This is a genomic window from Rhodococcus sp. 008, from assembly GCF_001682295.1.
In the GTDB taxonomy this organism is placed as follows: domain Bacteria; phylum Actinomycetota; class Actinomycetes; order Mycobacteriales; family Mycobacteriaceae; genus Rhodococcus_F; species Rhodococcus_F qingshengii.
In genome coordinates, this window is sequence record NZ_CP015203.1 from 97,764 (window position 1) to 122,994 (window position 25,231).

At 62.3% G+C, this 25,231-nt stretch carries 23 protein-coding genes and 3 pseudogenes; 20 read left to right on the forward strand and 6 right to left on the reverse strand.

Annotated elements, in window-relative coordinates; all coding sequences use genetic code 11:
- Positions 1 to 130: 130 nt before the first annotated feature.
- The gene (locus AOT96_RS30770; protein WP_058228374.1) at positions 131 to 718 is read left to right on the forward strand and encodes a DUF4203 domain-containing protein; all 588 of its coding nucleotides are present in this window, start codon (positions 131 to 133) and stop codon (positions 716 to 718) included.
- Positions 719 to 1,051: 333 nt separating this feature from the next.
- Here AOT96_RS30770 and AOT96_RS34965 read toward each other — a convergent pair.
- Positions 1,052 to 1,627: pseudogene (locus tag AOT96_RS34965) on the reverse strand (steroid 3-ketoacyl-CoA thiolase); the annotation flags it as partial.
- 306 nt (positions 1,628 to 1,933) lie between these two features.
- On the opposite strand from AOT96_RS34965, the gene AOT96_RS30780 reads away from it, so the two are divergent.
- The 3 genes from AOT96_RS30780 to AOT96_RS30790 all read left to right on the forward strand — a co-directional run bounded on the left by AOT96_RS30780 (position 1,934) and on the right by AOT96_RS30790 (position 5,246).
- Complete coding sequence (locus tag AOT96_RS30780; protein WP_019747233.1) at positions 1,934 to 2,299, forward strand: ArsR/SmtB family transcription factor; 366 nt, start codon at positions 1,934 to 1,936, stop codon at positions 2,297 to 2,299.
- Between the two features lie 122 nt (positions 2,300 to 2,421).
- Positions 2,422 to 3,279, forward strand: a complete 858-nt coding sequence (locus AOT96_RS30785) for a hypothetical protein (RefSeq protein WP_042920135.1) — start codon at positions 2,422 to 2,424, stop codon at positions 3,277 to 3,279.
- Between the two features lie 68 nt (positions 3,280 to 3,347).
- Positions 3,348 to 5,246, forward strand: a complete 1,899-nt coding sequence (locus tag AOT96_RS30790) for a phosphoenolpyruvate carboxykinase (GTP) (RefSeq protein WP_042920139.1) — start codon at positions 3,348 to 3,350, stop codon at positions 5,244 to 5,246.
- A 154-nt stretch (positions 5,247 to 5,400) separates the two neighbouring features.
- Here the strand turns inward: AOT96_RS30790 and AOT96_RS35495 are convergent, their stop codons facing one another.
- Positions 5,401 to 5,574 carry a hypothetical protein gene (locus AOT96_RS35495; RefSeq protein ID WP_154606736.1) on the reverse strand — a complete coding sequence of 58 codons (174 nt, stop codon included), beginning with the start codon at positions 5,572 to 5,574 and terminating at the stop codon, positions 5,401 to 5,403.
- Positions 5,575 to 5,660: 86 nt separating this feature from the next.
- Here AOT96_RS35495 and AOT96_RS30795 point away from each other — a divergent pair, with 86 nt between their 5' ends.
- The 5 genes from AOT96_RS30795 (at position 5,661) to AOT96_RS30810 (ending at position 9,713) form a co-directional block, all read left to right on the forward strand.
- Positions 5,661 to 7,391 (forward strand): SulP family inorganic anion transporter, encoded by a 1,731-nt coding sequence (locus AOT96_RS30795; protein ID WP_042920142.1) that lies wholly within the window; start codon positions 5,661 to 5,663, stop codon positions 7,389 to 7,391.
- A 6-nt stretch (positions 7,392 to 7,397) separates the two neighbouring features.
- The gene (locus AOT96_RS30800; protein ID WP_042920144.1) at positions 7,398 to 7,784 is read left to right on the forward strand and encodes a DUF5313 family protein; all 387 of its coding nucleotides are present in this window, start codon (positions 7,398 to 7,400) and stop codon (positions 7,782 to 7,784) included.
- On the forward strand, positions 7,781 to 7,909 hold the full coding sequence (locus AOT96_RS36400; protein ID WP_257784574.1) for a hypothetical protein: 129 nt from the start codon (positions 7,781 to 7,783) through the stop codon (positions 7,907 to 7,909). The genes AOT96_RS30800 and AOT96_RS36400 overlap by 4 nt, the downstream gene beginning before the upstream one ends.
- 93 nt (positions 7,910 to 8,002) lie before the next feature.
- Entirely contained in the window at positions 8,003 to 9,199 is a 1,197-nt protein-coding gene (locus AOT96_RS30805; RefSeq protein WP_042920147.1) for an acetyl-CoA C-acetyltransferase, read from the forward strand.
- A 166-nt stretch (positions 9,200 to 9,365) separates the two neighbouring features.
- Positions 9,366 to 9,713, forward strand: coding sequence for a zinc ribbon domain-containing protein YjdM (locus tag AOT96_RS30810; protein WP_042926495.1), 348 nt, complete (start codon positions 9,366 to 9,368; stop codon positions 9,711 to 9,713).
- On the opposite strand, the gene AOT96_RS30815 is transcribed toward AOT96_RS30810, so the two are convergent.
- The gene (locus AOT96_RS30815) at positions 9,700 to 10,221 is read right to left on the reverse strand and encodes a hypothetical protein (RefSeq protein ID WP_042926483.1); all 522 of its coding nucleotides are present in this window, start codon (positions 10,219 to 10,221) and stop codon (positions 9,700 to 9,702) included. The genes AOT96_RS30810 and AOT96_RS30815 overlap by 14 nt on opposite strands.
- A gap of 189 nt (positions 10,222 to 10,410) precedes the next feature.
- On the reverse strand, positions 10,411 to 11,556 hold the full coding sequence (locus tag AOT96_RS30820) for a thiolase family protein (RefSeq protein WP_042926492.1): 1,146 nt from the start codon (positions 11,554 to 11,556) through the stop codon (positions 10,411 to 10,413).
- 223 nt (positions 11,557 to 11,779) lie between these two features.
- Between AOT96_RS30820 and acpM the strand changes: the two genes are divergently transcribed.
- From acpM to AOT96_RS35870, 5 genes are all read left to right on the forward strand, one after another.
- On the forward strand, positions 11,780 to 12,067 hold the full coding sequence (acpM, locus tag AOT96_RS35500; protein ID WP_042926481.1) for a meromycolate extension acyl carrier protein AcpM: 288 nt from the start codon (positions 11,780 to 11,782) through the stop codon (positions 12,065 to 12,067).
- The gene (locus AOT96_RS30830; RefSeq protein WP_042926479.1) at positions 12,064 to 13,320 is read left to right on the forward strand and encodes a KasA/KasB family beta-ketoacyl-ACP synthase; all 1,257 of its coding nucleotides are present in this window, start codon (positions 12,064 to 12,066) and stop codon (positions 13,318 to 13,320) included. The genes acpM and AOT96_RS30830 overlap by 4 nt, the downstream gene beginning before the upstream one ends.
- A 23-nt stretch (positions 13,321 to 13,343) precedes the next feature.
- Entirely contained in the window at positions 13,344 to 14,165 is an 822-nt protein-coding gene (locus AOT96_RS30835; protein ID WP_042926476.1) for an alpha/beta fold hydrolase, read from the forward strand.
- A complete protein-coding gene (locus AOT96_RS30840) occupies positions 14,162 to 15,115 on the forward strand; it encodes a hypothetical protein (protein WP_042926474.1) in 954 nt (317 codons plus the stop codon). The genes AOT96_RS30835 and AOT96_RS30840 overlap by 4 nt, the downstream gene beginning before the upstream one ends.
- Positions 15,116 to 15,308: 193 nt before the next feature.
- Complete coding sequence (locus AOT96_RS35870) at positions 15,309 to 15,467, forward strand: hypothetical protein (protein WP_167349918.1); 159 nt, start codon at positions 15,309 to 15,311, stop codon at positions 15,465 to 15,467.
- Between the two features lie 503 nt (positions 15,468 to 15,970).
- Here the strand turns inward: AOT96_RS35870 and AOT96_RS36155 are convergent.
- A complete protein-coding gene (locus AOT96_RS36155; RefSeq protein WP_231917508.1) occupies positions 15,971 to 16,111 on the reverse strand; it encodes a hypothetical protein in 141 nt (46 codons plus the stop codon).
- A 222-nt stretch (positions 16,112 to 16,333) separates the two neighbouring features.
- On the opposite strand from AOT96_RS36155, the pseudogene AOT96_RS36650 reads away from it, so the two are divergent.
- A pseudogene (locus tag AOT96_RS36650) lies at positions 16,334 to 17,004 on the forward strand (transposase); the annotation flags it as partial.
- A 202-nt stretch (positions 17,005 to 17,206) separates the two neighbouring features.
- On the opposite strand, the gene AOT96_RS36655 reads toward AOT96_RS36650, so the two are convergent.
- Positions 17,207 to 17,278, reverse strand: a complete 72-nt coding sequence (locus AOT96_RS36655) for a helix-turn-helix domain-containing protein (RefSeq protein ID WP_408990032.1) — start codon at positions 17,276 to 17,278, stop codon at positions 17,207 to 17,209.
- A gap of 40 nt (positions 17,279 to 17,318) precedes the next feature.
- Between AOT96_RS36655 and AOT96_RS30855 the strand changes: the two genes are divergently transcribed.
- From AOT96_RS30855 to AOT96_RS30875, 5 genes and pseudogenes are all read left to right on the forward strand, one after another.
- Positions 17,319 to 18,944 carry a hydantoinase/oxoprolinase family protein gene (locus tag AOT96_RS30855; RefSeq protein ID WP_231917490.1) on the forward strand — a complete coding sequence of 542 codons (1,626 nt, stop codon included), beginning with the start codon at positions 17,319 to 17,321 and terminating at the stop codon, positions 18,942 to 18,944.
- A gap of 65 nt (positions 18,945 to 19,009) precedes the next feature.
- Positions 19,010 to 19,446 (forward strand): annotated as a pseudogene (locus AOT96_RS30860) (acetone carboxylase subunit gamma).
- Between the two features lie 22 nt (positions 19,447 to 19,468).
- The gene (locus AOT96_RS30865; protein WP_065352980.1) at positions 19,469 to 21,595 is read left to right on the forward strand and encodes a hydantoinase/oxoprolinase family protein; all 2,127 of its coding nucleotides are present in this window, start codon (positions 19,469 to 19,471) and stop codon (positions 21,593 to 21,595) included.
- A gap of 49 nt (positions 21,596 to 21,644) precedes the next feature.
- Positions 21,645 to 23,972, forward strand: coding sequence for a hydantoinase B/oxoprolinase family protein (locus AOT96_RS30870; RefSeq protein WP_042926467.1), 2,328 nt, complete (start codon positions 21,645 to 21,647; stop codon positions 23,970 to 23,972).
- Positions 23,973 to 24,070: 98 nt separating this feature from the next.
- Complete coding sequence (locus tag AOT96_RS30875) at positions 24,071 to 24,880, forward strand: hypothetical protein (protein WP_042926486.1); 810 nt, start codon at positions 24,071 to 24,073, stop codon at positions 24,878 to 24,880.
- Positions 24,881 to 25,231 lie beyond the last annotated feature (351 nt).

Here is a 25,231-nt window from a genome sequence, read left to right on the forward strand (position 1 = left end):
CTGCGTAACGGCGAAGACTCCCGGGCGAGGGGTTCGTGAATGACCAATCGACACCGGTCACCTCGCTGAACTTGGTCTGACCCGGTCCTGTCGCCACCATCCGCAGACCTGCACCGATCAAGGAGTGAACATGAACGGAATCGCGGTCCTACTGGTCGGGCTCCTGCTCTGCTTCTACGGCATCCGCTCCCTGCACCTGGGTGTGTTGGCCATCGGTTTCGGGCTCGGCTGGATGATGGCGGACCTCTTCCACGCCTCACTGACTGCGCTGCTGCTGTTCGGACTCATCGGCGCTGTCAGCGCCTGGATCGTGACCACTCTCGTCTTCAAGTTCTCCGCCTACTTCATCGGCGGGCTCGCCGGCGCGATGGCCGGCGCCCGCACCGCCGACGTGCTTCAACCCGGAGACAACGACTGGGCTTTGAGTGCGATCGTCATACTCGCCGTCGCGGTCGCCGCAGCCTTCCTGGCAGACAAATACCGCGCCCGAGCACTACTGTGGCTCACCTCCATCGGAGGTGCAAGCATGATCCTCAACGGGCTGGGACGGACCACGGACGCGCTCGAATTCCTCCGAAGCCCACAGCCAGGCTGGCAACAGATCTTCGCCACGGCCGCGTGGATCGCGCTCAGCGTCGCCGGATGGATCGTCCAGCGACACCTCTTCGCAGAGAAGCTCGGAGTAAAGAACACTCTAGTTGGTAGCACCAGTCCCTAGGCCGAAAGGTCCTGAATCCCTCCAGGACCTTGTGCGGTCGACTCCCCTGCATGCACCCTTAGCGTCATTACCCACACATGCAGTGATCCCCCACACATGCAGTGGCCAAATACTTTTCGAAACTCAACCCAGCGAACCCCCCAAGTGCAAATCGATTCGTCATCGCTGGGTTCGGATATTTCCGAGCATCTCGGCACTGCTCGATAGGGCGCAGACATCACCTGTATCGGTCGACCGATCAGCTCACCTTCGACTCCCATGAGAACGCCAAGACCGGCTACGCAAATCACTCGCAGAAGCCCGTTTAGCGAAAGGCCTAAAAAACTCGAATCCAACAGGCAGCACTTCGGTGTCGAAACGGTGCTCCGCCCACGCGCGGTGCGCTTTCACCTGCGAGTGCACACCGAAGGCTTCGATGTCGGCCCGGGTCAGATTGCGACGACGGGCGATGCGTTCGGCGGCCTCGAATTGATCGGGCATGTCGATGTTCCAGGAGGCAGGACGACGAGGTCCGGCATGCACACCGACATTGGCGCCGAGGGGCACCCGGCTCATCGCTTCGACGCCACAGCCGATCCCGACGTCGAGCGCATCGGTGGCGATCAGACCGGCGATCAGATGGGTCGACTGTTGGGCGGAACCGCATTGGCAGTCGATGGTGGTACACCCGGTCTGCCAGGGAAGACCGGCATGCAGCCATGCGGTCCGCGTCACGTTGTTGGACTGTTCGCCAGCCTGCGTGACGCACCCCCCGATGACTTGTTCGACGAGCATCGGATCGAGTCCCGCACGATCGAGTAGCCCTCGTTGAGCGGCTCCCAGCAGTTCGGCGGCGTGCAGACCCGAGAGCCATCCTCCGCGCTTTCCGATGGGAGTGCGTACCGCTTCCACGATCACAGGATTTCCCATGTGTTGTCGTACCTCCTCGAGTAGCAAAAATTATTAGAACGTGTTTGTCCTTTTCAGGGCGACGAATAAAGCTATACCACAACATGTTTCAAATCACTGACGCCCCTTTTCTGAAACATGTTGTGCTTTGAGTCTTCGCCATGGCCGACACTTCCCGCTCTGCGCCGACGAATACCCACGCAAATTGCTAAGATTCGCAAGTACCACAACCGGTGGGAGCTTCTGCGCTCGATTCGCAGGGGCAGGACAGCGGCGCGCCACACCTACGCGCATGCCGCCGATCCGACTCGAGTGACAGGAGGCGTCGTGGTTGTGAACTCGCGCCAGCCGCTTTATCAGATGAAGGCCGATTTCTTCAAGACGCTGGGACACCCCGCACGTATTCGCGTCCTCGAGCTCTTGAGCGAGCGTGAGCATGCCGTCTCGGAGATGCTTCCCGAGGTAGGGATCGAGCCGGCCAATCTGTCGCAGCAACTGTCCATTCTGCGTCGAGCAGGTCTGGTGACTGCGCGGCGGGAAGGGTTGTCCGTCTCATACGCTCTGACGTCGCCGCGTGTCGCCGATTTGTTGACCACGGCGCGCGCCATCTTGACCGGGATGGTCGCCGGCCAGGCCGAAATGCTGGTCGAGGAGATTCCGGAGCCGCCCGCTCTGGCCGGTAAGGCACGGTAGGGCGCACATCATGCAGGACTAGTTCCTGCACTTATCCACCAGTTGCGAAATTGCTAAAGTACGTACATTGTAGAACTGGTAACCGGACGACCGGTTGATCGATTCGAAAGAGGTGGCGTGCGGTGACGACCAACGACGTCCATCCGAACAGTGCAGTCTTGAGCCGCGGCGATGTCGCGGTGGTGGGAGTTGCGGCGGCCCGATCGCATCGCGCCGCGGTCAGGACGCGGTCACCGTGGGAGGCGATGGAGGACTACGCCGCCATGATCTGCGACCGGACTGCACTGCACGCAGTTCGGTTGCCCTTGGCGACGGCGGACGTCAACACCGTGATCGCCCGTGTACTGAGCCTGCGACCGCGGATCTCCGCTGCCTTCGTCGGCGGACTGGACGCGAATGCTGCCACAGCCGTGCAGCACGGGGTCGCCGAGCGTGGCGGCCCGCTGGTCGTCACCGAGATCGACGTCGTGACAGCAACATTGACCGCGATGACGATTTCGGCGCTGCGGAACCTCGTCGTGGGGCCGCGGGTAGGGCAAGTGATGATCACCGGGGCCCATCGAGCTCCGATGCTCGGGCCGACGTTGTTGATGTCCGGTGTCGCCGGTATCAGCAGCTGGCGTGCGAGTGATGCGCACCAGTTTCCGCTGCGCCGACTGATGGAACACAACGATGTTCTCGTCGATCTCGATGGCTGCGTGGGCGATTCGGTGCCCGCGCGGCAAGTGGTGAGCATGCCTGGTGACACTTTCGATCACGGCGCGGTCGTTCTTCCCGGATTGCTCGGTGTCCTCTGCGGCCATGGCGTCACGGTTCTGACCGCCGAGATGATCGCTGCCTGCGCGCGCTCACTGGCGTTGATCACCCCTGTGGGGTGCACTCTCCCGTCCGCGGACGAGCGGATGCTGCTCTCCTCCATCGCCAGGCAGGTCACCAAATCTCTCGGCCACGCCCCTCCATACAGCACCCACCTGCACTGATCGTATTTCCCGTCTATCCCGCTCGGACAGGTGCGTACCGCGCACCGAACACATGTCAGGAGAACACAGTGACAACCCATATCGACTCCGACCCGATTCGTCTCGGCGCGCTTCGTGCCGACATCGCGGCCTGGGTGGCCGAGGTCGAGGACCTGACCTCACCGCGAGAGGTGGTCTGGTGTGACGGGTCCGGCGCCGAATGGGATCGCCTGACCGATCTGCTCGTCGACAAAGGCACGTTCGTGCGCCTGGACCGCAAGCCGAACTCGTTCCGGTGTGTCTCCGATCCCGAGGACGTCGCCCGGGTCGAGGACAGGACGTTCATCTGTTCCCAGTCACGCGAGGCTGCCGGTCCGACGAACAATTGGATGGACCCGCTCGACATGAAAACGGTCATGACCGAGCACTACCGCGGCGCGATGTCGGGGCGCACGATGTATGTCATCGCGTTCTGTATGGGGCCCCTCGATGCCCCGGAACCGAAATTCGGGATCCAGATCACGGACTCCGAATACGTCGCCGTGTCGATGCAGATCATGACCCGATCCGGGACACCGGCCTGGGAAGCGCTGGCCGCAGATGTCGAGTACGTCAAATGCCTGCACTCGGTCGGCGCACCCCTCTACGACGGGCAGGTCGACGTCCCGTGGCCGTGCGATCACACCAAGTACATTTCCCACTTCCCCGAAGAACGCATCATCTGGAGCTACGGTTCGGGCTACGGTGGCAACGCGCTGCTGGGGAAAAAGTGCTACTCCTTGCGGATCGCGTCGAAAATGGCCAAAGACGAGGGTTGGCTGGCAGAGCACATGCTCATCCTCAAGCTCACCTCCCCGGACGAGGTGGTGCACTACATCGCCGCGGCATTCCCGTCCTCGTGCGGTAAGACGAACATGGCGATGCTCGATCCCACGCTCGAGGGGTGGACCGCGGAAACGATCGGTGACGACATCGCCTGGATGCGGTTCGGTGACGACGGCCGACTCTACGCCGTCAATCCCGAAGCCGGTTTCTTCGGTGTCGCCCCCGGTACCAGCACCGCGACGAACCCACATGCCATGGCGACGATCGAGAAAGGGAACTCCATCTTCACCAACGTCGCCCTGACCGACGACGGCGACGTGTGGTGGGAAGGGATGACCAAACAGCCCCCGGCGCATCTCCTCGATTGGCAACAGCGCGAGTGGACTCCGAAATCGGGAACACCGGCCGCACACCCGAATTCACGTTATTGCACCCCGATCGCACAGTGCCCGACAGTGGCGCCGGAATGGAACGACCCGGCAGGGGTTCCGATCTCGGCGATCTTCTTCGGAGGCCGGCGCGCCACCACCATGCCGTTGATCACCGAATCCTTCGACTGGCAGCACGGCGTCTTCCTCGGTTCGACACTCTCCTCGGAGACCACGGCCGCCGCAGCCGGCGCCGTCGGGGTGGTACGCCGCGACCCGATGGCAATGTTGCCGTTCCTGGGCTACCACGTCGGGGACTATTTCCAGCACTGGCTCGATATCGGCGCGCGCACCGATTCCTCGAAGTTGCCGAAGATCTTCTACGTGAACTGGTTTCGCCGCGGCGACCACGACGAGTTCCTGTGGCCCGGCTTCGGAGAAAACTCGCGGATTCTCAAGTGGGCGCTCGAACGCGTCGACGGAACCGGTGACTCCGAGGCGACCCCGATCGGTCACGTTCCGACCCTCGATGCCTTGGATCTGACCGGACTCGACCTTCATCGCCCCACCATTGCCGCTGCGTTGAAGGTCGACCCGGCGGAGTGGGCGGCCGAACTTCCCCTCATCGATCAGTGGTACGCCACGATCGGCGGCAACAGACTCCCCGACGCGCTGCGTGAAGAGTTGCGTGCCTTGCGTCAACGACTGTCGACATTCGATTACGAACTCACCGACGAGGCCCCGTCCCGCGACACGCATTTCCGGCGTGTGCGCACCCGCGCCGACGACTGCTGACCCCCGAGCAGGGCTGCCAGCGCATCTCACGTCGAGTCTCTCGCGCTGGAGGCCCTCACCGAAGGTCCCGATCCGGTCAAGTTGCCCCTCAACCTCCCGGATCGGGATCTTCTGACGTGAGACCGAACGTGGTGATCTCCCACCCAGAGCGCCGTCAACTCGACGAGCGCAGCGGGGAGCCCAGGACAGCCGTCGACAACGCCCGCTCCCCACACCATGGGCACACGTTTCCGCCCGGCGTCACCGCGGACCGACGGCACAACCTGGCACATTCGCGGCACTGCAGCAACGGCGCGCTCAGCAGTCCGCGCAGTGGTGTTACACGCATCACCGCTCCCTTCATCTGGTTACTTGCTAATATTAGCAAGTAACCAGACAGGCTTCCACTTTCTTCTCGCAGTACCGAGGAACCTTATGACCGCTACGCCCGCACCGAATTCCACTCCGTCCCCGCAGAACTCGCTCGGCCGCGCTGCCCAGGCCGTACGGGACCTGTTGCCGCGATGGAGCGAATGGAGTTCGTCGCTGCGCGCACCCGGCGCGGATCTGCTGGCCGGCCTGATCGTGGCACTGGTCGCTCTTCCGCTGGCCTTGGGATTCGGCATCTCCACCGGGCTCGGGGCGGCGGCCGGGCTGACCACAGCTGTCGTCGCCGGCGCCGTCGCCGCTGTCTTCGGCGGCTCCCGGTTCCAGGTGTCCGGGCCGACCGGGGCCATGACCGTGGTCCTGGTTCCCATCGTTCACGAATACGGCGGATCCGGTGTCCTGGCGGTCGGGTTGATCGCCGGCATCGTGCTGGTGGTGTTGGCGTTCGCCGGAGTGGGGCGGGCCGTGCGTTTCATGCCGGCACCGGTCATCGAAGGGTTCACCGCTGGTATCGCCGTGGTCATCGCCCTCCAACAGATCCCGGCCGCTCTGGGTATCACCGACGCCGAAGGGGACAAGGTGTGGCGCAGCGCAGCGGACGCGGTCGCCAAATTCGTCGCGCACCCCTCGATTCTCACCCCGGCAACAGCGCTCGCGGTGGCCGTCGCCATCCTCGTCGGCGGACGCTACTTCCCCAAGGTTCCGTTCTCGCTCGTCGCCGTGGCTGTCGCGACGTTGGCCGCGCAACTGCTGCACCTCGACATCGCCCGCATCGGTGAAATCCCCTCCGGCATCGCCGCACCCACACTGAACTTTCTGCATCTAGGGGATCTGACCTCGCTGGTGGCCCCGGCCCTGGCAGTGGCCGCGCTGGCCGCCCTCGAATCACTTCTGTCGGCGACCGCGGCGGATTCGATGGGAGTCGGGACCCGCCACAATCCCGACCGGGAATTGTTCGGACAGGGGTTGGCGAACATCGCCGCACCCCTGTTCGGCGGCGTCCCGGCCACCGGCGCCATCGCTCGCACGGCCGTCAACGTTCGCTCCGGCGCGCGCAGTCGCCTCGCCGCACTCACCCATGCCGTCATCTTGGCCGCGATCGTCTACCTGGCATCGACCATGGTCGCCGAGATACCCCTGGCCGCTCTCGCCGGGGTACTGCTGGCCACCACCGTGCGCATGGTCGAAACAGCCTCGATCATCGCCATCGCGCGCGCCACCCGAGCCGACACCGCGGTCATGGGCGCAACGTTCCTGGTCACCGTCGCACTCGACCTCGTCACCGCGGTCGCGGTCGGTGTCGCATTCGCCGCGATCCTGGCACTGCGCGCAGTGGCGAAATCGGCCAAGATCGAACAAGTCCCACTCGATGACGACGGGCACCAGAGCGAAGAACACGAACTGCTCCGTGAACACATCGTCGCCTACCGCATCGACGGCGCCTTGTTCTTCGCCGCCGCTCACCGCTTCCTGCTCGAATTGGCGGACGTCTCCGACGTCAAGGTCGTCATCTTGCGCATGTCACGGGTGACCGCGATCGATGCCACCGGCGCCATCGTCCTCAAGGACGCCATCGACAAACTCGAACACCGCCATATCACCGTCTTGATTTCCGGTATGAAACCGGACCACCTCCGGCCACTGAAAGCCCTCGGTGTCTTCACCACCTCCGACAGCGAACGCCGACACATCTTCTCCGACACACCACGCGCCATCGAATACGCCCGCATGCTGGTGCTTCCGAGGAACCAGTACCTATCGATGAACATCGAGGAATGAAACACCATGTCCCAGAACGGAACCATCGCACATCCCACCTTCGCCCAGCACCTCAAGTACCTCGCCGGACGCACCCTGCCGGACGAGTTCATTCCGTGGGTGATCGAGGACATCACCGGCCCCGGCGCCGCCCGCCGCTACGCGACACGGTGCATCGTCCCCTTGCTGCCGATCCTGCTGGGGCTGTTGCTGATCCCCGGCCCCTGGATCATCCGGATCAGCATGGTGCTCCTGCTCTTCCTGCCCTTCGTCTATTTCCTTCTCGCCTTGAAAAAGATCTACCTGCGGCACCGTCTGGTCAGCCACGGATTGAGCCCCGCGCTCCTCGACGTGCACGAGAAAAAGAAAATGGACGAGGAAAAGCAGGCCTACGAATCCCGCTACCGCCCATGACAGCGCGGCCGTTGACGGCGAATGATCCGATGAATCCGCCCCTTCCCTCCCTGACCGCGGCGATGGCATCCGCTGCCGCTGTGGTGCTGGCGATGACCGCAGTGTTCTACATCCTCACTGCCTGAACAGACGCACGACAACATCCGATAACAGGCCATTTCACCGACGCGGTCTCGGCAATCGACCCCCGAGACCGTCGCAAAAGACTGGAGAACGCGTTGAACACGACCACTGTGATTGTTGCGGGAGCTCGTACCCCGATGGGTCGACTCCTCGGATCGTTGAAAGACCTCTCCGGGTCCGACCTCGGCGGCATCGCCATCAAAGGCGCCCTCGACAAGTCCGGAGTCGCCCCCGAACAAGTCGACTACGTCATCATGGGACAGGTCCTCACCGCCGGCGCCGGCCAGATGCCCGCCCGCCAAGCCGCCGTCGCCGCCGGCATCCCCATGAACGTCCCCGCCCTGAGCATCAACAAAGTGTGCCTCTCCGGCATCGACGCCATCGCCCTCGCCGACCAACTCATCCGCGCCGGCGAATTCGACATCGTCGTCGCCGGCGGGCAGGAATCGATGTCCCGCGCACCCCACATGCTCGAAAAAAGCCGCGAAGGCTTCAAATACGGCGACGTCACCCTCCGCGACCACATGGCCTACGACGGCCTCCACGACATCTTCACCGACCAGGCCATGGGCCTGCTCACCGAACAAGTCAACCAACAAGAAACCACCCACATCACCCGCGCCGAGCAGGACGCCTTCGCCGCCGCCTCACACCAGAACGCGGCCCGCGCCTGGAAAGACGGCTACTTCGACAACGAAGTAGTCCCCGTCTCCATCCCCCAACGCAAGGGCGAGCCGATCGTCTTCGCGCAGGACGAAGGCATCCGCGCCGACACCACCACCGAATCCCTCGGCAAACTGCGTCCCGCGTTCAGCAAGGACGGCACCATCACCGCCGGCTCCGCCTCCCCGATCTCCGACGGCGCCGCCGCCGTGATCGTGATGAGCAAAACCAAAGCCGAAGAACTCGGCCTGACCTGGATCGCGGAAATCGGCGCCCACGGCGTCGTCGCCGGACCCGACTCCACCCTCCAGTCCCAACCCGCCCGCGCCATCGCCAAGGCCTGCGCCAAGGAAGGCATCGACCCCACCGACCTCGACCTCGTCGAAATCAACGAAGCGTTCGCCGCCGTCGGGATCGCCTCCACCCGCGAACTCGGCCTCGACCCCGCCAAGGTCAACGTCAACGGCGGCGCCATCGCCGTCGGACACCCCCTCGGCATGTCCGGCGCCCGCATCGCCCTGCACCTCGCCCTCGAACTGCAACGCCGCGGCGGCGGCATCGGCGCAGCCGCACTCTGCGGCGGCGGCGGACAAGGCGACGCACTCATCATCCGCGTCCCCAAGGCGTAAGCGTCCACGTGTGCACGGCCGACGAGTCACCAGAACCCGGGCAAGGTTTCGTCGGTGTATCGCGGCCGGTGGCGGGCACGTCGACTCTGCCTCAGCGCCGTGAACCCGGCGAGACGTGTCACGAATCGAAGAATCAGTATGCCGAACAAGGAAGAGGATGGCCCCCGTGAACAATGCACTGCCGCCGTGCCCACAATGCTCCAGCGAATACAGTTACGAGATGGGGGCGCACTGCGTGTGCCCCGAATGTGCTCACGAATGGATATCTCACCAGGGATCGCAGATTGTCGACCGGTCCATCGTTGTCGACTCCGTCGGAAATGAGCTTTCCGACGGGGACGCGGTCACCGTTGTGAAGAACTTGAAAGTCAAAGGCAGTCCGACAGGAATAAAAGCTGGAACCAAGGTGCGTAACATACGCCTGGTCGACGGTGCCGACAACCACAATATCGAATGCAAAATCGCCGGAATCGGGTCGATGCAACTGAAATCCGAGTTCGTCAAGAAAGCATGACAACCCAGGCGAGGCTACGGCGCGGTGAGGAATTCTCGTGTCCATGATCCGGGTACATGTGGTCTTCGCCGTTCTCGCGGTCCTGGGCCTCGCAGTTGCCGCGCCCTACGCTGCTCTGGCTTGCACGGCATCGCCATACCGGCGCTGTCGGCGGTGGGTGCTCGCGTGTTTCGGGTTTGTGATGATCGCTGTCGCGGCGATAGGCATTGTCGTCACCGGCATCTAGCCCGCCGCATTCCGTGCGTTGGCACATCGGGTCGTGTCGATACGAGTCCGGTCTGGGAGATTCGCCGTCACAGATACTCACCGACGAAATGTGTGCGCCAGATTGTCTTCGAAGATTTTCGCGCACGGCGACGAACGTGGTTGTCCGGTCGGTACGGTCTTTTCCCGTTCCGGAATCACGCTTGTCGAGTGAGCGCGCGTCGGTATCGTCGTCGAGGTATCGCGAGAAGAACAGTAGCGAACCGCTGATGACGTAGACCAGGACCAGAGGAGGAAATTTCACCGCCGGCGCCGCCAACGCCGCGGTCGATATCGTGACGAATACCGTACGACGGATGACGTGTCTGATGTTCGTATTCCTCTCTCCTCTATCCCGTTTCACCGCTCACATACCCCCACTGAACGTCGGGACGGCTCGGGTGATCCTCGCTTGAGAGGCTCGGCGAGGATCACCGCCGTGGATACGACTGGATCAGAGAAGTTCGAGGATGGTGGCGTTCGCTTGCCCACCGCCCTCACACATGGTCTGCAATCCGTAACGCGTTCGTGTGTTTCGCATGTGATGGATCATCGTCGTCATCAAGCGTGCACCACTACCACCGAGGGGATGCCCTAATGCGATCGCTCCGCCGTGCGGATTGAGCCGCTTCGGGTCTGCCCCTGTTTCGGCCAGCCAGGCAAGGGGCACCGTGGCAAAGGCTTCGTTGACCTCGAAAACTCCGATATCGGACAACGTCAAACCGCTGCGCCACAAGGCTTTCTCCGTGGCCGGAATCGGTGCGGTCAGCATGATCACCGGATCGGCGCCCGCCAGGACGGCAGTATGGACTCGAACGATCGGTGTCAGCCCCAACTGCGTGGCCTTCTCGCTGGTCATCATCAACAGTGCGGCCGAACCGTCGGAAATCTGGGAACTGTTTCCCGCCGTCACCACCCCGGTGTCGGAGAACGCGGTCTTGATCCCGGCCAGGGTTTCCGGCGTTCCGCCGCGGCGGATCCCCTCGTCGCGGGCGATCTTGGTGCCGTTGGCGAGCACGATCGGCAGGATCTGGTCGTCGAAGCATCCGTCGTCTTGCGCGTGCGCGGCTTTCGCATGCGAGGCGAGCGCGAAAGCGTCACATTGACGGCGCGACAGACCCCACTGCTCGGCGATCATTTCCGCACCGACCCCTTGCGAGGGGGCGACGCCGTGATAGCGCGCCAAGAACCAATCTCCCAGGGGATTCATCCCGCCGGACGAGGATCCCATCGGAACCCTGCTCATGGATTCGACGCCACCGGCGACCACCACGTCGTACTGGCCTGCAATCAACCCTGCGGCAGCGAAATGCACCGCCTGCTGTGATGACCCGCACTGCCGGTCGATGGTCACCCCGGTGACGGTGTGCGGCCACCCGGCCGCCAATACGGCGGTCCGTCCGATATCACCGGTCTGCTCACCGGCCTGACTGACGCATCCCCAGATGACATCGTCGACGACTGCGGGATCGAGGCCGGTGCGATCGGCCAGCCCCACCAGAATCTGGGCCGACAAATCGGCCGGATGAATGGTCGAGAGCACTCCGTTACGGCGACCCAAAGGGGTTCGCACGGCTTCGACGATCACTGCATCGCGCATTGTGTGTTCCTTCATCCATCAGCCGGCGAGATGCCCGGCTTCCCTCGGAGCTCACCAAACCCATGCGACCGAGTTGGTCACCGAGAGTCGCAAGCATCCCTGACCACAGCTACTTGCTAATCTTCTTAACTAGATATTATGGCAAGATGGCGTGAGCTTAGCCCTACCTGTCCGAGAGCACCAGAAGCCGAACACCACCCGTTCATTCGAAGGGACGTCATTGATGGCCAGCACGCAGGAAACCATCGTCACCGAGCTCGCACAGATCGTCGAAGAGGTCACCGGAATCGAACCGTCCGAAATCGGTATCGGCACGTCCTTCGTCGACGATCTCGGTATCGACTCACTGTCCATGGTGGAAATCGCGGTACAGACCGAAGACAAGTACAGCGTGAAAATTCCCGACGAGGATCTGATGGGTCTGCGCACGGTCGGCGACGTCGTGGACTACATCCACACCCTCGAAGCTGCGGCAGCGCTCGAACTCGCCGCGCCGAGCAGCGACAGGTGAGCACCACCGAGGCACGCTCCTGGCTCGGCCGCGCACCCAACGTCGTCGTCACCAGCCTCGCAGCGACCACATCGGTCGCCGGGGACGTCGCCGGCACATGGAGGGCGCTCCTCGCGGGAGAGAGCGGAATCGGTCTTCTCGACGATTCGTTCGTCGAGGAATTCGACCTGCCGGTCCGTATCGGCGGTCACTTGAAGGTCTCTCCGGACGATGCCCTCACCCGGGTGGAGATCCGGCGGATGAGTTGGCCGGCGCGGGTCGCGTTGACACTCGCTCGCACGGCATGGATCGACGCGGGCTCACCCGACGTCGACAGGGATCGTCTGGCTGTGGTCATCGGCACCGGACTCGGAGGCGGCGACACCCTGATCGATGCGGTCGACCGGCTCAGAACCGGCGGCTACCGCAAAGTGTCCCCCTTCGCAGTGCAGATGGTCATGCCCAACCGCCCCTCCGCGACGGTGGGCCTCGAACTCGGCGCCCGCGGCGGGGTGATGACCCCGGTGTCGGCATGCTCGTCAGGCGCGGAAGCCATCGCGCAGGCTTACCGGATGATTGCGATGGGTGACGCCGACATGGTCGTCGCCGGCGGAGTCGAAGGCCGCATCGATTCGTTTTCCATCGCCAGCTTCGCCACGATGCGCGCGCTGAGCTCGAACAATGCCGACCCTGCCGGTGCGTCGCGTCCGTTCGACAAGGACCGGGACGGTTTCGTCTTCGGCGAGGCCGGAGCGCTGATGGTCCTCGAAACCGAGACGCATGCCCTCGCACGCGGTGCGACGATCCATGCGCGTCTGCTCGGCTGCGGTACCACCTCCGACGGTTACCATCTTGTCGCTCCCGACCCCACCGGCCGCGGAGCCGCTCGCGCGATGACCCACGCCATTCAGCGAGCCGGGCTGACACCCGCCGACATCACCCACGTCAATGCCCACGCCACCGCCACCCCGGCCGGCGACATCGCCGAAGCACAGGCCATCACCACAGCGGTCGGCACACACGCGGCGATCTACGCCCCGAAATCTGCCCTCGGGCACTCCGTCGGAGCCGTCGGAGCGCTCGAAGCGGTTCTCACCGTCCTCGCCGTCCGCGACGGCGTCATTCCCCCCACACTCAACCTCGACACGCTCGACCCGAGGATCGACCTCGACGTGGTCACGACAGCGCCGCGCATCGGCCCCGTCGACTATGCCGTCAACAATTCCTTCGGCTTCGGAGGACACAACACCGCTCTCGTCTTCGCTCGCCCTTGACCCACCTCACGAAAACAGGACCCATGCCGACCGTCACCCTCAACCATGTTCCCGTCAACTACGTCGTCACCGGCTCCGGCCCGCGTGTACTGCTGATCATGGGAGCCGGCAGCCCCGGCCGAGTATGGAACACCTACCAGGTTCCTGCACTGGTGAAAGCCGGCTTCGAAGTCGTCACGATGGACAACCGCGGAATCTCGAGCATGGCCGGAATCGACGGGATGAGCATCGCCGACCTCGCCGCCGACGCAGCGGCACTGATCGAACATCTCGGCGGACCCGCCCACGTGATCGGCACATCACTGGGCTCACGAGTAGTACAAGAGCTGGCGATCACCCGCCCCGAACTGCTCGCCAAAGCGATCATGCTCGCCGCCACCGGCCGACCACACCCCGTCGAAGCCGCCCTCAACCGCGGACAAAAGGCCCTCCACCAGGCAGGGATCGACTTGCCCCCTTCCTACACCGCGGCCATCAGCGCGGTGCTGAACCTCTCCCCGCACACCCTCGCCGATCCGCAGAAGGCCCAGGAATGGCTCGACATCTTCGAATACTCCGCCCCCACCACCACCTCTGCCGGTGTCCGCGCCCAGACCGCGATGGATCGATCCCACAATCGACTGACCGATCTCGCCGCGATCCAAGCACCGACCCCCGTCATCGGATTCGGTGACGACCGCTTGACCCCGCCGGCGCAGGGCATCGAAGTCGCCGCAGCCATCCCCGGTGCCCGATACGAACAAATCGCCCAGTGCGGTCACTTCGGCTACCTCGAGCGACCCGAGGAGGTCAACGCTCTGTTGATCGCTTTCCTCCACGGCCGGCCCTTGCCGCAGCAGCCATGACGGACCGGCACCTTCCCTGCCGCAGCGAGCGACTGTCCGCACGCGGCGAGAACACACCACCTCAGGACAACATGACCGCTGATCACCCCGACCTCGACGCACCCAACCGACAACACGCCACGAATCCGATGCTGCCGGCCGGCGGGAAAGTTGTTGTGATCACGACAGATCCGATGTGGAGTCTCCTGCGTAGATTGCACCGCAACCGCAGGACCTGGGGTGAGGGATACGCCGCGCTCATCCGCTACCGCACCGCACTACGCGCGGAGCACACCGCACTCTCGTTCAACGACGTTCCGCGGTTGGTCGAAACCATTCTCGCGCTCCCGGATCACGTCGAGACCGTATTCCTGATCGGACTGCCGCCCTACGGGACCGCGATCGTTCAGCACGAAGTGGCTGCACATCACGGCCCCCTCGTCATCGCGGACAACGAGACCATGACCGCGTCACTCGCGGCCCTGACGCTGACCGCCCTCGACAGGCAAGGCGTGTGGCCGTGGATGGCGACTGTCTACATTTCGCAGTCCCGGCACGCGCCACTACTCGAAGATGTGCTGACCCAGTGCGGCATCGGCACCGTCACCGACATCGATACCACCAACTCAACACGCGAGGACACCCGCCGGATCATCGAACAGTGCGATGTGTTGATCGACTTGTCCACCACCGAGAAATCGATCTCACCTCTTCGGTGCATTCGCCCGCCAGCAGATCCCTTCGAATACTCGTCGTTGCCGCTCGCGGGCCTGCTCAGTGCAGGCTGCGGTCACCGCATCACCATGATGACCCCGAATCTGATCGCCGCATCGGCACGCGCTCTGCACTCGCGCACCGCCGCGCACCGCTTCCTACCGGACATCACCGATCGCACCCTCGTGCGAACGGTCTCCGAGCACGTCGGAGCAGCTATCACGGTCTCCGCGCTTCACACCAGGCTCCAGCGATGAGAACCCGACCACCGGTGCACCGCCACGGAACAGCACCACCTCGACCCGCAGTAGTGGCCGCACGAAAAGCCGTGACCCTGCGCAGGGTATTACACCGAAGTTCGTTCCGACACCGCACAACTCGACAGACTCCGGACCGTATCGCAGTCACCCCGCCAGATCATCCCGAACACTTCACCTGCAGGAGCCCGTCATGCGCTTTCGCTACATCGGAACAGAGGAAATGATCTACCAAGGACCGCCTGCCCGCGTTCTCGGATACGGCGACATCGTCAGAGCCCTCACCAACCCCAACCCCCGATACTTCGAACCACTCGAAGCGAACCCGGAACTGGACGGACAAGAACAGTAGGCACCCGTGCCCGCGCCTGACAAACCCACGATCATGGCCGCCCCAGAGGGTTAAACAAGAGCAACCCGTACAGATTTGCGCCGCGTTTAGGCCCGGCCACGGTGGCAGGTTCAGGAGATCGAAAGATCCCCTGAAGTACAGCCAGGCTCACCCGCACCGATCGAATGCGCTATGAAGCGCCTTCTCTCGCTCTGAGGTAGATGGACCAACTGGTGCTCGCGTACCGGGTCCGTGGCAGGGAGCTATCGGTGAGGTATCACCGCAACTACTCGGCGTGGTCTTCCTCATTCTGAAATTCTTTTGGGTAAGTGTCGTTGGGACGAACGATATCGATACCGGCGACGAGGCCGCGCGCGCCCATCAAGGAGATCTTCCCACGACGCCCTTCGACCCAGACGAACCGATAATGAACGAACCTCACGTGACCGACAGAGCGAGCCTGTCGAGAAGCAACTTCTACTCGGGGCGGCCTCGCTTTGAGCTTTGCGGAACAGACCTGCCACTTAAGGGTACCCGTCACGCTCGGTATCCTCGATGGAGGTCTGCATACACAATGCTTTGCTCAACGACGCTTCGACGAAGCGGATCAGGTTGTAGTTCTTGTTTCGCGTTCGAGTCGCCGCGCCGCTCTCTTGAGCGCTCATTGCCTTACTCCATTCTCACCCCGCCCGACTTTCCTTTGTCACTGGGGCGATACCTGACACAGAGGTCCTCCATGCACCGTTACCACACGAGAGAATCTGGCTCTTCCGGATCTGGAGTGCATGAGTCGATCCACCGGTGATCAAGTGAGGCAAAAGATGTAGAGGGTCCTGGGATACGAGGAGGAAGGTTCCGAGCCCGAATCCGAACACATCACAGGACCCATGGACCAGACTACTAACCTTGTCGCCGACACCATCTGCAGAACCGTCGAACTCGGCGTCACTATCACCGGCGCCGCCGTCGCAGAACACCTCACCCACATCGACTGCCGGCCCGTCGAACACGACCCGACCTGCCCAACGTGCGGCCAGCCCGGTCGGCTCCGCGACCACGTCACCCGCACTCTCCCCGTGGTCGCCGCACCACCGGCTAAATCCTCGAACGACTCGCCTGCGACAAGACATCCGTTTCGGCGGCGGCTGCAGCGTTGGGGTTGAGTTGGGACGTGGTAAACTTCCCGGCTCTGTCCACGGTCCGGCATGTGGTCTACGACCAGTCCGGTCACCTCGACAGGGTGCGAGCCTTTGGGTGCGGACGAGCACAAGCGGAAACACGTTCGCGGGCAGGGTAATCCGAGCTTCGTGACCGTGATCGTGATCAGGCGTTTCGGGACCGGGTGAAGGTCGTCTCGATGGACGAGTTCACAGGCTACCACTCCGCCGCGAAGGACGTATTACCGCAGGCCAAGAGGGTGATGGACCCGTTCCATGTCGTGCACCTCGCCGCCGAGACACACCGTGTGCCGGCAGCGGATCCAGCAGGTCACACTCGGGCATCGTGGCCGGTCCGGCAACCCCGGGTGTACGCCATCAAAAGGGCGCTGCTGACCCGCGCGACGTCAAGCAGAAAGCGCGACGCGAGGCAGTGTTCACCGACGAGGAACACATCGATGTCGCGGTCACCGAACGCACATTCCGACACATGCGATCGGGTGATCATCTATGCCCACAACCGCACTATGCCCCGCAACAGAAGTCGCACCGACTGAATCAGCACATCGGTGCATTCAGGCTTAATGCCACAGGTGTTTCGTTTCATATCTTATAGATTTTCATTTTTCGATACAGCGATGATCGAGCAATTCCGAGGCTCTTTGCTGTACGCATTCTGTTTCCATCATTCTCTTCCAGGCTTTTTACTATAGCCTTGCGCACCGACGCAGAGTCTGCATCACTCTTAGACGACCTTGTCGGTCCCCGCACCTCGGTGGTCTCGGACGAGCTCGATGCCGACGCCTTGACCACGACATTGGTCGCGGAGATCAACAGGTTGACGACAGCGGGTGCGGAACGGCTGATCCTCGCGGCGAAGACCAAAGGCCGTGAGGCGCTGTTCAAACGGATCATTCTCGAGAGCTTCCCGAGACATCTCCTCGGGTCAGTCCCCGTTCTCTTCAGCTGGGAATTCGCCTCCGACGAACTTCGATCACGCCGAATCTGGTCCGGCATCATCAACTCGTTCCTCCACCCCACCGTAGAACGCTTCCTCTACAGCGCCGAACGACGCCTACGCACCTACAAGATCAAGAACCCGCTCCTCATCTACCGCAATGACGGGGCGTCCTCGCGGGTCGCGAAGTCCGTGGCACTCAAGACCTATTCTTCCGGACCTCGCGGAGGGCTCGAAGGCACACGCGCACTTGCCCAAGCGTACGAGCTTCCCCATGTGCTCATGATCGACGTAGGCGGAACTACCACCGATGTAGGGACGGTGAAGAACTATGCCATCGCCACCGAACGCCGGGGTCATATCGCCGGTGTTCCTGTCTCGTACGAGCTCAGTGACGTTCACTCCACAGGAGTCGGGGGCAGTTCCATCATTGCGGTAGAGAACGGCCGGATCGTAGTCAGCCCGGAAAGCGTCGGCGCGTCCCCCGGACCCGCATGCTTCGGTTTCGGCGGCAAGAAGGCCACCATCACCGACGTCAATTTGCTCTTGGGTGTTCTCGATCCCGACACCTACCTCGACGGTGAAATGTTTCTCGACGCCGAACGATCCCGCGCCGTGATCACTGAGAGCATCGCCGAGCCTCTGGGGCTCACTGTCGAAGAAGCCCTGCTCGAGATGGCATCGGCCTATGCGGCGAAGGTATCGGAATCGTTCGCCTCTTCCGTCGAAAGCGCTGAGACGACAACTGTGGCCGCGTTCGGCGGCGGCGGCCCGATGAGTGCGTGTGATGCCGCACGAATCGCCGGAGTGCGCCGGGTACTCGTCCCGAGACTGGCCGCGGTGTTCTCCGCGTACGGTATCAGTTTCTCCGACATCTCCCAGTCCTACGAAACCAACATCACCGACTGCACCCCTGAGCAAATCGACGCAGCGAGAAACGAATTACGTTCCCGCGCAACACGAGACATGTTCCAAGAAGGATACGACACCGCAGAGTGCTCGTTGGAGTGGACCTCTGTAGTCGAGGACGCGGATGGGATGGCGGCGCGCACCCAGTTCGAGCATGATCTCGATGTCAGTTCTACCGCGGGAAACACGACCATCCTCGCACTGAAAGTGACACGGGAACTCCCCCATTCGGTTGTCAAGGGCGGGTCTCCCAAGAAGAAGACGCCGGCGGTGTCGACGCTGGCGAGATCGGTCCGCACCTCCCCCACGCTGGTCGAGGAACTACCTGTCTATCTACTCGATCAGCAGATCGCAGGTGCGGTCGCATCCGGTCCGGCCATTGTCGAGGGGCAGTTTTTCACAGCTCAAGTCCCGACCGGCTGGAACCTGGAGGTCTCCAATTCCGGTGACCTCATCCTGACCGACACCGTGTAATCGGGCCCGGCGGTACCGCCCGAACGATCACATCGACATTTCTCGACACGAAGGTAACGAACATCATGCGTATCCCCATGACCGAATATCTTGCGATCGATCTCGACTCCGAGCGGTGGCTCTGCCGGGTCTGCCAGCACGACCTGGGCAATGCTCGGGGGAACTACAAAGAAGGCACTCTGGTCTACGACCGAGACCCCGCGAGATTCACCCCTCAATTCTCGATCCGGAGAAATACGAGTACACCTTCGCCCCGGATCCGTTGTTCTGCCGCATCCTCGAATTCTATTGCCCGGGGTGCGGTACGCAGATCGAAACCGAATACACCCCACCCGGACACCCACCGACCGTCGACATGATCTGGGACATCGACGCACTCAAGAAGCAGTGGGCCGACCGCGACGGCGATCCGGAAACACTGATCAACTACGGGCCCGGCGAGAACGCCATCTCCGAACCTCGCACTTCGCATTCGCACTCCCATTCACACGCTCAGCGCTGACCCCGGATCGAAGGAGACTTTCATGAAACGCATTTCTGTTGACATCGGTGGAACATTCAGCGACTGCTTCTTTGTCTGGGACGACATTTACGTCGAAGCGAAGGCGTTGACCACCCACCACAACCTGGCCCTCGGCTTCAACGAAGCACTCGATTTGGCATGCTCACGCGCCGGCGTCAGCCGCAGTGACGCTCTACGCGAGGTCGACTCGGTCCGCTACGCCACCACCCTCGGCACCAACGCACTCATCGAAGGCAAAGGCCCCAAGGTTGCCGCTCTGGTGACACACGGATTCGAAGACACGATCCACCTCTCCCGTGGCCGCGGCTACGGCGAGGGCCTCGACGGCATCAAACAAGGTGACATGGCAGACGCCCAACGACCGGATCCTCTAGTGCCGCGTCACCTGGTTCGATCCGTCAAGGAACGGGTCGACGCTGTCGGCGAGATCCTCGTTCCACTGATGGTCGACGATGTTCGTCAGCAGGTTCGCGAGTTGGTGGACAACGGCGCCGAAGCCATCGTCGTGGCGCTGACCAACGCCACCGAGAACTCCGCCCACGAGCAACAGATCCTCGAAATCATCCTTGATGAATACCCCACGCACCAGCTCGGCGCGATCCCCGTTCTGCTCAGCAGTCAGGTATCGGGCCGAAAAGGCGAATACGTGCGAGCAACATCGACGATTGTCGACGCCTTCCTCCACGAGACGATGTTCCACGCGCTCAACCAACTGTCGAGCAATCTGCGTGACTCCGGGTACGAGAAGCCGATGCTGGTCATTCACAATTCCGGCGGCATGGCCCAGCCGAACTCGACCGATGCGCTCCAGACTATCCACTCAGGCCCGATCGCCGGAGTCGGTGGGGCACAACACTTGGCGGAAACCACCGGAATCGGTGACGTCGTATCGATGGACATGGGAGGAACATCGTTCGACATCGGCCTGGTCCCCGAAGGCGGAGTTCGGCACTACGATTTCCAGCCGACCATCGGCCGCTGGCTGGTGTCGGTCCCGATGATCCATCTCAACACCCTCGGCGCCGGCGGCGGCTCGATCGCTTCTTTCGACAGGATCCACAATTCGGTGCAGATCGGCCCCGAATCGGCAGGTTCGGACCCCGGCCCCGCCTGCTACGACCGCGGCGGTTTGCAGGTGACGGTCACTGACGCCGATTTGGTGCTCGGATACCTCGACCCCGAGAATTACGCCAACGGCTACATCGCGCTCAACAAGAAGCGCTCTACCTATGCGATCGACGAAAATCTCTCCGACGAGCTCGACATGGACGCTGTCGACGTTGCGAAGGTCATCAAGCGCACCGTCGACGAGCAGATGGCCATCGGCATCGAGAAGGAATTGCGCTCGCGTGGCGGTCTCGTCGAGGACTACACCATGCTCGCGTACGGCGGCAACGGCCCGCTGCACGCCTGCGGGATCGCATCCAAGGCCGGAATCAGCAAGATCCTCTTCCCCCCGTTCGCATCAGTTTTCTCCGCCCTGGGCGCGGGCAACATGAAGCCCCTCCACATCCACGAACGGAGCGCGTACATCGTGCTCTACGAACCTCGCGAGCGAACCATCTACGACCAGTACGAACAGCTCAACACCTACATCGGCGAGCTTGAAGCCAAGGGCGCCGAGGACCTGGTCCGTCAGGGCTACAACCGCAGCGACGTCAAGTACCGACTCGAGATGGACATGCGTTACGGCAACCAGTTGGTCACCACCGCAGTCTCTTTCGACATCAACCGAGTCAACGGTGTCGCCGATGTGCTGTACCTGATCAAAACGTTCGCCGAAATCTTCGGCCAACGGTACGGCGAAGGCACCCAGGCCCCCGAAGCCGGTGTCCGCTTACAGACCTTGCGCGTCGCCTCCTACATCGACGGCGACGTCGTCAAATTCGATTCCATCGACGCCGGCGGTGACCGCGCAACCCCGGCACCTGTGACCACCCGCAAAGTGCATTTCACCGACATCAGCGAACCTGTCCAGACCCCGGTCTACGACGAGAACGCCCTCCACCACGCGTACGTGATCGCCGGCCCCGCCATCGTGACGACAGAAAGCACCACTTACCTGGTCGAACCGGGCTGGCGACTCGAGCCGACAGTGCAAGGCGCCGTCTGGCTCCTCAAAGACTGACGAGCAGTCGAATCAAACCACAGTTCTTACTAAGGAGCCTGAAAACATCATGACGATTTTAGACAACGGCACCGGGCCATCCGCAGACCGCGACGGGACCCAGCAACTCAGCGAGCAAGAGCAGCAGTGGGTCGACAAGTTCATGGACGAGACCACCCTCTTCCTCGGACCCGACCCCGACATCATGCGTCATCACCAGATCGCGCCGCGCACAGCGCACGAAAGCTATTGCATGACATCGGATACCGATCCGATCGAAGCCGACCGCATCCGCAAACGCCTCGCAGGCGCACTGGACGAGGCCTTCGAGATGTGCGAAAGCATGGGCGCGGCACCCGGCGCAAAATGGGCTGACCTCTCCGTCGCCGTCTACACAGCCGAAGGCGATGTCAGCTACCTTTCCAACCGCGGCGTCATCGCCTTCTCCGCAGTGTTGCACCACCCGATTCGCTACATCATGAAGAACTGGAAAGACGAACCGACAGTCGGGATCCGGCCCGGAGACGGCTTCTTCCACAACGATTCCCGGTTCGGCATGGTGCACAACACCGACCAATCGATGCTGGTACCCGTCATGCGAGACGACCGGATCATCGCCTGGGTAGGGGCCACCATCCACGAAGGTGAAAACGGTGCCTGCGAACCCGGCGGCATGCCGTCAGGCTCCGAAACGCCCTTCGACGACGGGCTGCGCGCATCGCCGATCAAGATCGTCGAAGGCGGGCGACTGCGCCGCGATCTGTTGACCTTCCTCCAGCACTCGACACGTGACCCCAAACTGATGCTCGCCGACATCAAGGTCAAGATGGGCGCCGTCAGCAGAGTGATGGACACCGTCGACCGCCTCATCGACGAAGTCGGTGAAGAAGCATTCGTCTCTACTCTTCGCACCACCGTCGAGAACGTGGAAGCCGAGGTACGGCGCCGCATTTCGGATCTTCCGGACGGCACCGTCACCTTCAACCAGTTCGTCGATTCGACCCTCAAAGAAAACATTCTGATCAAGTTCGCCTGCAAGATCACCATCAAGGGTGACACGATGACCGTCGACCTGACGGGTACCGGGCCGGAGATCCTCAACCGGGCGATCAACTCCCCCCTCGGCTCGACCAAATCGTTCATGACGCAAGCGATTCTGTCGTACTGGTGGCCGGACCTCCCCCGCAGCACCGGCGCCCTCTCCCCCATCGAGGTCATTTCCGAGGAACACACCTGGGCCGACGCCGGATACGACGCACCCGTCGGACAGTCGCTCCAAGCCTCGTTCCGCGGATTCTCTGCCCTACAGACCGCGTACGCGAAACTTCAGTTCTCCTCCCCCACCAAGTACTCGAACGTGATCGCCCCCTGGTTCAACCAGATCAACGACTTCCTGTGGGGCGGAACCACGCAGCACAGTGAGCAGGTCGGCAACCTCTGTGCCGATCTGAACGGAATGGGCGGCGGCGCCAAGGCATTCCGAGACGGCGAAGACGGCGTAGCACCAATGTTCTGTGCAATGGCCGACATCGCCGAGCAAGAAGTCATGGAAGAAGAAGTCCCGTTCCTGCAACTGGTCAGTAAGCGACTGGTCACAGACAATCAGGGCTTCGGAAAGTACCGCGGCGGCATGGGCTACGAAATGATTGTCGCTTCACGCGGCACCCCCAGCTGGGGATTCATGACCGTCACTTCCGGCTCGAAGTTTTCGTCGGTGAGCGGAATGTTCGGTGGCTACGGATGCCCCACCTATCCGTTGTCGATGGTCAAGAACATCAATATCTACGACATCATCCGCAAGGACCCATCACAGTTCGACTTGTCGATCGAACGGGTGATGAACGAACAGCCCTACGAGGGCGGCAAATACCTGACCGGCCACATGGGGTTGCAGTTCGATGTCGCCAAGGAAGGCGAGCTGTACATGATCAGCCAAGGCTCCGGCGGCGGATACGGGGACATCCTCGAGCGAGATCCAGAACTGGTCATGGCTGACCTGCAGCTCGCGCGGATCTCGGACAAGGTGGCCGGCGAACTGTACGGCGTCGTCTACGAACCCGACACATTCGTCGTCCGCGAAGAAGAAACCACAGCGCTACGCGCACAAATGCGCCAGGACCGCTTGAAGCGAGGCAAGCCGTACAAGGAATTCGTAGCCGAATTCGTCAAGCCCGAACCTCCGAAAGAGTTGCTGTACTTCGGTTCCTGGGGCGATGACAACGACCAACTGGTTGCCACGCACTGGGGCAAGAGTGCGCCGGAGCGGGTAACCGCGCGGCTCGAGGATCTACCCCTCATCATGATTCCGGACCGTCGCGTGCTCAAGATCGAGGAGCTGAGCAAGCGGGTACGCGAGCTCGAGACCAAGTGCGGCGAGAAAGTCCAGCACAAGTCCTGACCCTGCCGATTTCGCGCGGTGATGCTCCGCTGACCCAACATCACGTCGGTGTGAGCATCACCGCGCGGTATCGCACCAATCTCTCGAGGAAGACCATCATGACCACCAGCCTTCTCACCGCAATCGCCTCACCACCCTCGGGCCGCGCCACAGCCCTCCTACTCGATCACCACGCGTACGCCCAATCGGTGTTTCTGCGCAACCGGCCCGCCCCCTGGGACGACCCCACCAGCTACGCCCGCTTCTTCAACCAAGCACAAGGTCTACTCAAACCCGACCTGGCCATCCTCGACCTGAACCACTTCTACACCCATCACCTCGAACAGAACCCCGCCCTGCGGGATTCAATGTCTCAGAAGAAACGAACCGGATATGCCCTGCGTACCATGCTCGCGGACAAGGGCCTCACCCGTAGCGTCATCGATCTTGCGCAAACACTGACAGCAATGGCGTCAGGACCAGTAGTCCTACAGATCCCCTCCCCCATGCAGTGGCTACGAGCCACACACCACTATTCGGGTTCTTCCGACATTGACAGCCTCGACGCCGACGACGCGGAAAACTCGTCAATGTACGTCGCCGATTGGCTCCGCGGCTTCGCAGCACTCCCATTCGCCGCGATACTCCTCGACGACCGACCGATAGACCCCTCCGCACCAACCACACCGGTCGGGTACGACGCCTACACCCCGATCACCAACATCACCGCGCACTACCGACTTATCGTCGGCATGCGCGACTCCCATGGGGTAACCCTCCATCAGCAGACCATCCGCGGAAGTGTCCTCCCCGAGAACTACTGGCGCGGAGAACAAACAACACTTCCTCCCTGCGACTTTCACATCACTCAGATCCCCGCCACCGCAGTACCCGAAGTAGTCCTCAATCAACTTGCCCAGCTCAAGTAACACAAACTCATCCGAACCAACCAACCCGACCCGAAATCGCAACGAGCGAGTCGTCAAGCCCCTTCAACAGGCATCAGCGCCACGCACCCTATGGGAACCGCATGAGCGTGCCGCTCGGATGAATAGCGGGTTGACACATTCATCCAGATACTCTCGATTGACCTCACGGAGGGTTCTCTGCATCTGCAAGATATTCGCGTACAGAGCCGACGCCGTCGGAGTGGGCACCCCGAACTCTTGGCGATATCCGTGAATGCCATACCCGCAGTAGGCCTCTCATACGCACGCTGCCGACGTGCAATCCGTTCGGCGAGCTTGTCCCGCTTGGCTTGCCTCTCGCGGCTTCCGCGG

Excerpts from the sequence above, each read along its gene's own strand:
- AOT96_RS30770 (WP_058228374.1), top strand. The coding sequence starts at position 131 with ATGAACGGAATCGCGGTCCTACTGGTCGGGCTCCTGCTCTGCTTCTAC.
- AOT96_RS35495 (WP_154606736.1), bottom strand. The coding sequence starts at position 5,574 with ATGCGTGTAACACCACTGCGCGGACTGCTGAGCGCGCCGTTGCTGCAG.
- AOT96_RS30795 (WP_042920142.1), top strand. The coding sequence starts at position 5,661 with ATGACCGCTACGCCCGCACCGAATTCCACTCCGTCCCCGCAGAACTCG.
- AOT96_RS30800 (WP_042920144.1), top strand. The coding sequence starts at position 7,398 with ATGTCCCAGAACGGAACCATCGCACATCCCACCTTCGCCCAGCACCTC.
- AOT96_RS36400 (WP_257784574.1), top strand. The coding sequence starts at position 7,781 with ATGACAGCGCGGCCGTTGACGGCGAATGATCCGATGAATCCGCCCCTT.
- AOT96_RS30820 (WP_042926492.1), bottom strand. The coding sequence starts at position 11,556 with ATGCGCGATGCAGTGATCGTCGAAGCCGTGCGAACCCCTTTGGGTCGC.
- acpM (WP_042926481.1), top strand. The coding sequence starts at position 11,780 with ATGGCCAGCACGCAGGAAACCATCGTCACCGAGCTCGCACAGATCGTC.
- AOT96_RS30835 (WP_042926476.1), top strand. The coding sequence starts at position 13,344 with ATGCCGACCGTCACCCTCAACCATGTTCCCGTCAACTACGTCGTCACC.
- AOT96_RS30840 (WP_042926474.1), top strand. The coding sequence starts at position 14,162 with ATGACGGACCGGCACCTTCCCTGCCGCAGCGAGCGACTGTCCGCACGC.
- AOT96_RS35870 (WP_167349918.1), top strand. The coding sequence starts at position 15,309 with ATGCGCTTTCGCTACATCGGAACAGAGGAAATGATCTACCAAGGACCG.
- AOT96_RS36155 (WP_231917508.1), bottom strand. The coding sequence starts at position 16,111 with ATGAGCGCTCAAGAGAGCGGCGCGGCGACTCGAACGCGAAACAAGAAC.
- AOT96_RS30865 (WP_065352980.1), top strand. The coding sequence starts at position 19,469 with ATGAAACGCATTTCTGTTGACATCGGTGGAACATTCAGCGACTGCTTC.
- AOT96_RS30870 (WP_042926467.1), top strand. The coding sequence starts at position 21,645 with ATGACGATTTTAGACAACGGCACCGGGCCATCCGCAGACCGCGACGGG.
- AOT96_RS30875 (WP_042926486.1), top strand. The coding sequence starts at position 24,071 with ATGACCACCAGCCTTCTCACCGCAATCGCCTCACCACCCTCGGGCCGC.